Source organism: Kocuria tytonicola (genome assembly GCF_003687455.1).
GTDB lineage: Bacteria > Actinomycetota > Actinomycetes > Actinomycetales > Micrococcaceae > Kocuria > Kocuria tytonicola.
The window spans coordinates 1-7583 of sequence record NZ_PHOA01000112.1; the positions used below are offsets into that span (position 1 = coordinate 1).

8 protein-coding genes are annotated in these 7583 nt (G+C 62.9%); 5 read left to right on the forward strand and 3 right to left on the reverse strand.

Annotation, left to right across the window (positions count from 1 at the left end; genetic code table 11):
• Positions 1 to 284 precede the first annotated feature (284 nt).
• The gene (locus CWC38_RS10235) at positions 285 to 1253 is read left to right on the forward strand and encodes an SRA domain-containing endonuclease (protein ID WP_124106162.1); all 969 of its coding nucleotides are present in this window, start codon (positions 285 to 287) and stop codon (positions 1251 to 1253) included.
• 105 nt (positions 1254 to 1358) lie between these two features.
• On the opposite strand, the gene CWC38_RS12055 is transcribed toward CWC38_RS10235, so the two are convergent.
• Positions 1359 to 1622 (reverse strand): hypothetical protein, encoded by a 264-nt coding sequence (locus CWC38_RS12055; RefSeq protein WP_124106163.1) that lies wholly within the window; start codon positions 1620 to 1622, stop codon positions 1359 to 1361.
• A gap of 233 nt (positions 1623 to 1855) precedes the next feature.
• Positions 1856 to 2062 carry a cold-shock protein gene (locus CWC38_RS10240; protein WP_121846641.1) on the reverse strand — a complete coding sequence of 69 codons (207 nt, stop codon included), beginning with the start codon at positions 2060 to 2062 and terminating at the stop codon, positions 1856 to 1858.
• Between the two features lie 578 nt (positions 2063 to 2640).
• Between CWC38_RS10240 and CWC38_RS10245 the strand changes: the two genes are divergently transcribed.
• The 4 genes from CWC38_RS10245 (at position 2641) to CWC38_RS10265 (ending at position 6955) form a co-directional block, all read left to right on the forward strand.
• The gene (locus tag CWC38_RS10245) at positions 2641 to 3255 is read left to right on the forward strand and encodes a recombinase family protein (RefSeq protein ID WP_121846642.1); all 615 of its coding nucleotides are present in this window, start codon (positions 2641 to 2643) and stop codon (positions 3253 to 3255) included.
• 160 nt (positions 3256 to 3415) lie between these two features.
• On the forward strand, positions 3416 to 4051 hold the full coding sequence (locus CWC38_RS10250; RefSeq protein WP_121846643.1) for a hypothetical protein: 636 nt from the start codon (positions 3416 to 3418) through the stop codon (positions 4049 to 4051).
• 1870 nt (positions 4052 to 5921) lie between these two features.
• Complete coding sequence (gene mobC, locus CWC38_RS12460; RefSeq protein WP_240625213.1) at positions 5922 to 6212, forward strand: plasmid mobilization relaxosome protein MobC; 291 nt, start codon at positions 5922 to 5924, stop codon at positions 6210 to 6212.
• The gene (locus CWC38_RS10265) at positions 6209 to 6955 is read left to right on the forward strand and encodes a relaxase/mobilization nuclease domain-containing protein (RefSeq protein ID WP_121846645.1); all 747 of its coding nucleotides are present in this window, start codon (positions 6209 to 6211) and stop codon (positions 6953 to 6955) included. Before mobC ends, CWC38_RS10265 begins: the two co-directional genes overlap by 4 nt.
• Before the next feature lie 6 nt (positions 6956 to 6961).
• On the opposite strand, the gene CWC38_RS12060 is transcribed toward CWC38_RS10265, so the two are convergent.
• Positions 6962 to 7583: hypothetical protein (locus CWC38_RS12060; protein ID WP_206059895.1), on the reverse strand; the 622-nt coding region annotated here is incomplete at its 5' end.

Here is a 7583-nt window from a genome sequence, read left to right on the forward strand (position 1 = left end):
CCTGCCACATCGGCGGCTTCCTTCATCGTGAACACCGCACTGGAACCCCCTGATAACCCTTCCTGGCTAGGGGCTTCGTTGCTGGGGGCGTCACCGTGAGTGGTCATGACACCCCTCCTGGAACCCCGTCATGGGGTTCCTTGATACCCCCGTATAGAACTTCTGAGAGGTGGATCAGTGACCAATTGGGTCCTGCATAGGATCGACGGCTAAGGCTCAGCGACACGCACACGAGTTGCCAGGATGCATGACCCCTTGGGGTAGCGACTCTCTACGGTGGGCGCATGGAGAACACGGAACCTGTGGCCCTGGAAGCCGGTCAGCTCTACACCCGCGATCAGCTGCGTCGAGGTCGCGGTGGTCAACGCCAGTCAGGGATCGTGACCCCGTCCCAGACGAAGGAGATCCTCGTGTTCTCCGATGTGAAGGCTGGAAAGGGGCCCGGGTACCACTGGGACGGGTGGGCAGATGACTCCCAGCAGGTCTTCTACTACACCGGTGAGGGCCAAGAAGGGGACCACCAGTTCACCCGCGGCAACCTCGCTCTACGGGACGCGGCACGTACAGGAAAAACCATCCACTTGTTCAGGGCAGCCGGAACGTCGCAGGGCTCTACCGCGATCCAGCACCGCTATGAAGGCGAGTTCTCCCTGGACCCCGAGCAGGGGTGGCGTCGAGAGGACGGTCCCGATCAGGCCGGCGAGCTTCGATCCGCGATCGTGTTCCGTCTCATCCGCGCAGACGGGCGAGCTGCAGCGGCCTCTCCAGAGGAAGGTCCTCACCCCCGGGCCGAGACACCGACCGCAGCGACAACGGTGAAGGTAGTGGCTGCTGAAGGTCACCACGTGGACGAGTTCGGTGTCGCTGCGAGGCAAGCGGGTACGGCCTACCGTCGTGAGCGAGCGGTCGAGAAGCTCCTTGTGGAAGAGCTCGCTCGCCAGGGGGTGACAGCGAAGCGGCTAAAGATCACGATTCGTGGGCAGAGCAAGCCCCTGCTGACAGACACGTGGGATGAGAAGCACCGGGAGCTCTACGAGGCCAAGGGCACGGTGGCTCGGGCGAAAGTGCGGGAAGCTATCGGCCAGCTACTGGACTACCGCCGGCACATCATTCCGCCACCGGCGATGTGCGCGGTGTTGCTGCCCTCGGACCCCGGAGAAGACCTGACGGAGCTCATCCACAGCTGTGGGTTCGATCTCGTGTACCTCGAGGGTAGTAAGAAGCTTGTTCGCAAACCTGCCCCTAAGCAGTAGCCGGCACTACAGGTACCCGCCGTCGCTTCCAGATGCAGATAGATATCCAGGACCAGGTCCTTCAGGAAGATCATGGCTTGGCGAGGGTGTCCTGTCGCCCTACCGCTACCCCTGCGCGTGGTTCCTACTGTTGTCCTGGGCAATGAAGGCAGTGGTTGCATCGCCAGGATGAGGTGCACGGGCCGTCATGACGTTAAGGTTTTCGACGCCGGTGTGGTGATGCATGACTTCCACATATATTTTTCCGGTGATCCCAGTGCTGTCCCAGTAATGGTCTTGAGGATGGGATTTGAAATGTTCTCTAGCCTGACGAACAAGTTGGTTGGCTAGTTCCATATCTTCAGAAGTAAGTTCAACGTCGTTTTCCATGTCCTAGTCCTCTCACCTGCGGTTCCGCGGATCCCCGAGGCAGGCACGCTATCGCCCATCCGGTGACTGCTACTCCCGGGTTCCCTCGCCTAAGCTCTTGAAGGGGGGTCAGCCACGGGTGTGTGGGTGAGCTGCGGGTATGACTAAGGGCCCTCTACCGAGCGGTGGAGAGCCCTTACTCATAGACCGTCGAACAGGGATCCTGTTCGCAGGTCAACCTGCCACGAAGTGGGTCAGGACAGAACGGAGATGTTCGTGGCTTGGAGGCCTCGATCACCGTTCGTGACGTCGAACTCAACCTTGGCGCCCTCGTCCAAAGAACGGTAGCCGCCGGAGTTGATGCCCGAGAAGTGTGCGAAGACGTCATCAGAGCCGTCGTCGGGGGCGATGAAGCCGAAGCCCTTGTCAGCGTTGAACCATTTAACGGTGCCAGTAGTCATGTGAGACCTGTCTTTCTGTCAGAAAGGGAGCGCGTCCTGAATTTCAGGGGCTCAGGCGTTGCGATGCTTGCCATAAACGTTTCTTCAGAAAAACAACCAACCCAGGTGGGTGGGCAAAGCTCAACATAAAAACGAAACTTCAACAACTAATAATTAATCTACGGCCTAGGCGAGGTTGTGTCAAATCCTGGGCGATCATCGGAAAAATCGTTGGAAATTCCCGTAGCCCTCCGGTCCCGTAGGTACCGGGGGAGGGCCACTGCGATCAACACGGTCGTCCCTAGGAGGTAGCCACTTACCAGCAGCAGGACGCTGAGGAGGAGGGAGGTGAGGATGTCTGGGTTCGCAGGGCTCATGTGCTGGGAAGGGAGAAGCGGGAGGATCTTCTGGGTGCCCCTACATCCTAGAACGGTGGTCTTCTGACTTGTAAGGCATGGGTTGCAAGACGTCTCATGACGTTGTAAGCGTGGCCTGGAACCCCGGGTCGCGCCCTGTCTCGTAGCGTTGTCTTTCAACCAGTCGCCCCGATCGGGGTGCTGGTGGTTGGTTGTGAGACAAGCAGAAGGCGGAGGCGGGACGTGGGGAAGCTGATTGGGTACGCGCGGGTGTCCACGAGGAGCCAGCATGAGGATCGGCAGGTGATGGACCTGCTGGGAGCAGGGGTGCGTCGGGATGACCTCTACGTGGATCACGGGGTCTCGGGCGCCCGGGCGTCTCGTCCGGGCTTTGATCAGGCTGTGGGTGCTCTCCAGGGTGGGGACACTTTGGTGGTGATGACCTTGGACCGGTTGGGCCGCTCCACCCAGAACATGCTTGAGCTCGCTGAGCGCCTGCGTGAGGAGGGTGTGGGGTTGCGGGTGCTCAACCTCGGCGGGGGCCAGGTGGATACCTCGACGCCGATGGGGTCGATGGTGTTCACGGTGATGGCTGCGTTGGCTCAAATGGAGCTGGAGATCAAGCGGGAGCGGGTCACTGACTCGGTGGCCAAGCGTCGTGCTGCTGGCGGGGATCTTGGGGGCCGGCGTCAGCAATTCACAGACTCCCAGATCCGCAGCGCCCGCCGGCTGATCGACGCTGGCCAATCGGCGGCCCAGGTCGCCCGGGACCTTGGGATGTCGAGGGCAACCCTTTATCGGAGGCTTCGCGATCTCACGGCCCATGAGGGGGCCTTTCTGTCTCGCCAAGCCATCTAGAGCACCTCTTCCAGCCATTGACTCTGACCTGCGCGAACAGGTTGTTCATCCGAAAAAATCTAATACATATGGTTTGACTATGGGGAAAAATATTGTTTATAATAGGGGGTATCGATCGAAGCGCAGGCCAAATGGTGAAATATCGAAGCAGGAGGAAGCCGTGTCCAACGACAAGATTCTGATGGAGATGGTGGGCCGAGTGACGATGCTCGAGCGTCGTCTGGACGAGTTGGAGCAGCAGCTCGCTGCCGGCGGGGTGCAGGAACCTGCGAAGAGCGCTGGTACGACTCCTCCGGAGACAGATGTCCAGGCGGAGCCTGATCGCCCTTCGACGCGCCAGCTAGCTTTGGACACCCTCGGGCGTCGTCTGGAGGAGGACGCTACGGGTCTCCGTGTGGAAGGACGGGGCAACCGTGGGCGCAACGCCTTGCGTGCGGTAGATGAAGATGGGGTCTCCCACCCGTTCTACCTCGCCACCAGCAGGGACTACCAACAAGACGGCAAGACGTTTTCGGCGTGGTACACGATCAGTCCCCAGGATATTGATAGCGGGCATTATGAGGCGTTTGTGTTCTCAGCCGAGAACGAGCAGGGGACTCCTCTGTTCTTCGTGCTGACCGCAGCGCAGATGGGGGAGGTAGTGCAAGACAGGCCGGTCAACGGCGGCTACTACCACTTCTACATCGGACGCGCTCATGAGGGCGAAGAGAACTTCGTGGAACGTCGCGGAGAGACCGACCGAGACTTCAATTCTTACTACCAGGCATGGGACTCCCTCCGCGGGCACGCTGCCTGAGCTACTTCAACGAGACGGCGGGGGTGGGTCACACCATGGTGTGACCCACCCCCGCCGTCGTTTGCTCTCCTTGGTTCGGATGACAGGAGGGCTGCAGGGAAGCACCGGCCCCCTTGCCATGGATGGGTTGGGCAGGCCCCAGCCACATCCAAGAAGATTTTTCTAGATATTTTTTGTATGGACTTGACGAGCCTCTCTTGTCCCGTCTATCTTATATATAGATCGATCGGGGGACGAAAAATCTAGAAGATTGAGAGGATATAGAAGATGTCTGATGCGATGAGGGTGCAGTTTTTAGAGTGGCGTGTGGCTGAGCTGGAGAGGCAGGTTGCTGCGTTGGCAGCGCACGTCTCTGCCAACGATGCAGAGTCCTCGGATGCTCATCCGCCGAGGAGGATCTCGGTCTCTCTCCTGAGATGGCTGTGGCTGGGGGTCTCCCTCTTGCTGAGAGTTTGGGTTCCGGACGTGGATCTGCCCTGGGAGAGATAGCTCCCGCTCCCCCCCCCCGGGGGGGGGGGGGGCAGGTCTGATGGCCAGCAGGGCGCTTGCCCTAGAGCCCCAAGACCTGTTCCTGTCTCGCTGGGTGGAGTGCGAGGAACGAATCAAACGTGTTGGCGCGCCACCTCGATACAGGGGCGCAGCAACGACGCGTTCAGCGACACGCCCGTAGACATGCGGAAGGCCCCGCGCCAACGGGGCCTATCCTGAAGTTGCACTTAAACAGTGAGTCCATTCTAGCGCCTGCGCCAACAGGTGCAATGGAGCGCCCAGCGATGGAAGACCTGGGTGTGGCCTGAGACGCGGCCACGCATCAACATCACCAGCCGCCTCATACGCGGTGCTCCCCGGGTCAGAGCCGGTTCCTTTTGCCGAGCGCACAGACGGGGGCCGTCACCAGGGATCGCAAGACCTGGGCAGCGAAGGAGTGCCAAGCCCTACAGTGCCGCTCGTGGACAGCAGCCCTGCCACGAGCCGAGTACCGGAGCTGTGCGCACATGCCGCCACTGTCCACGAGTAATGCCGTGGGCCTTCTTCAACCACCTGTGAAGGTGGTCAACCGATGCGACCGATCGACCGACCGGGCTGATCCGCACCGTGTTTTCGAGATGCCTTAGACGTTCCCCACCCACCCCTTCCTCACCGAAGGTGTGCCCCGGGAGCGTTTAAGGCATCCCCCTGCCCTCCGCTCCCTCACTCCCTCCCAGGCTGGCCGGTTGGTCCACTCCCAAACAGCACCACAGAACGAACTGGGGAAGAGCGGAGGGCAGGACAAGAATGAGTGCGAGCGAAGCGAGCTCCTCTCCCCGCCACCTACACGACCAGGCCCTCCGGGCTGGTCGGTGACCGAGGAAGAACCTCGATCACGCACCCCACCTTGGGCAGGCGGGGGATCGTCTTCCGCTGCGCTGCAGACGATGCGTGGTGGTGCCCTGGGCCTGGCTCTGTCCTCCTGCGTCGGTCAGGCCCAGGGCACCACCACGCCCCCCGTTCCAGCGCGCTGTGATCCTCCTTCGTCGGGGCGCAGAAACGGGGATGCAAGGTATGATTGTCCGTAACGGAAAACCTGGCGCACCGCTCGTTCCTCGCTGCCAGGTGTTCCCGTTCCGGTCAATCCCCTTGCTCCTGCGGAGGGCTGGTCTCGACCCCTTGGCGGGGTCTCGGAAGGGTGGTCCCGTTGGGCTTGTTCTCACGTCGTTCGACCTCGCCGGGCACGGTCCCGTCGGGGTCCGGGAATCGGTGGGAGGAGCTGCTCGAGGAGCAGCCCCTCACCCCACCGGGCCCGGAACCAACCGAGGCGGAGCCGGCCCCTTCGAGGCGGGGGGCCGGGGGCCGGCCGGTGGCGGTGGAACCGCGCACTCGGCGGGTGTCGATGTCGTTGACCGAGGCTGAGCACCGGGCGTGGACGGAGGCCGCCGACGGGCAGCGGGTCTCGGTGTGGGCTCGGGAACAAGTCCAGGAGCAGCTTGCTGCTGACACCCCGGGGGTGGGTGAGGTGCAGGAGTTGGCGAGGATCCGGGCGGATTTGGCGCGGGTGGGGTCGAATCTGAACCAGTTGATGCGCGCGGTGAACCAGGGGCAGGTCGTCCCGACCCCGCAGCTGTACGAGGCTGTGGATGCTCTGGCGAGCCAACTGGGTGCGTTACGGAGGGAGCTGCCGTGATCGCGAAGATCACCCGTGGGTCGAACCCGGGCAACATCGGTGCCTACCTGCATGGGCCGGGGCATGCCAATGAGCACTTCTACGAACGCAACGGGGGCCGGTATCCCGGTGGTGTGGTCGTGGGCGGGAACGTGTTCGTGACCGGGGACGCGGATGAGAAGGCGTGGGTGAAGGAGATGCGCGCGGCGATGCGCACCCGCCCGGAGATCACGAAACCGATCTGGCAGGCATCCCTGCGCAACACGGTTGAGGATCGGCGGTTGACGGATGCGGAGTGGGCGCAGGCAGGCCAGAGCTTCGCGGAGTCAATGGGTTTCGCGGAGCACCCGTGGGTGATGGTCCGCCACGCCGATGACCACGTGCACGTGGTGGTGTGCCGGGTCAGTGACGAGGGAACGGTGTGGCACGGTCGCAACGACCGGCGCGCGGCGCAGGGCGCGTGCACCCGCCTGGAGTTGGAGCACGGGTTGCAGACCGCGCCGCGGCGCCGTGAGCCGGGGCGCGGTAAACGCTCGGTGGCCGCGGTGCGGCAGCAGCAGGAGCAGCAGGCTCAGGTGGTGGCGGCACGCCGCGCGGAGTGGGAGCAGATCCGCAAGTTCGTGGAGCTGGACAACCCGGCACCCCGGAAACGAACCCCGAGGCCCCAGCAGCAACAGCGGGTGGTCCCGCTGCGTCCTTTGGATCAGGCGCAGCACCTTCGTCGCCCCGGTCCTGGTCGGGAGGAACGCGGGCGGGGCCTTTAGCTGGTCTTAGGCCGAGAAGATGCGGGAGAAGAACCCGCGGCGCGGCCCGGGAGGGGCCGTGGGGGAGGCGGTTTCCGGGGACGTTTCCGGCTCCGCCCTCGGCGTGGGATGAACAGATTCTGGAGTAGCAGGGGCCTGTGTGGGGTGGGAGTTCTGCCCGGTGAGCATGCGCAGCGCCATGCGCTCGGTTTCATTCGCGATCTGGAGCGCGTCGAGAGCTCGTCGGCGTTCTTCGGCTCGTGCTTCAGCAACTTCGGCGCGCCGTCGCCATTCCTGGACCTCAGTTTCCAGCTCACGGACGCGTTCGAGTAGACGCGCGGCGCTCTCTGCTTCATCCGGGGATTGAGCAGGTGACGTCGATGCTCTGGCCGGCGGCGCGGCATGGAACCCTTCGCTGTGGATGAGGCCCACGGCGATGAGCGCGGTCATGGGCACCTTCCACCCGGCGGAGGTAATGGAGGCCCCCGCTTCTTCCAGCTCGGAGCGTCGTCGGCGGAGGGTGCTCACGCTGACACCTGCCACATCGGCGGCTTCCTTCATCGTGAACACCGCACTGGAACCCCCTGATAACCCTTCCTGGCTAGGGGCTTCGTTGCTGGGGGCGTCACCGTGAGTGGTCATGACACCC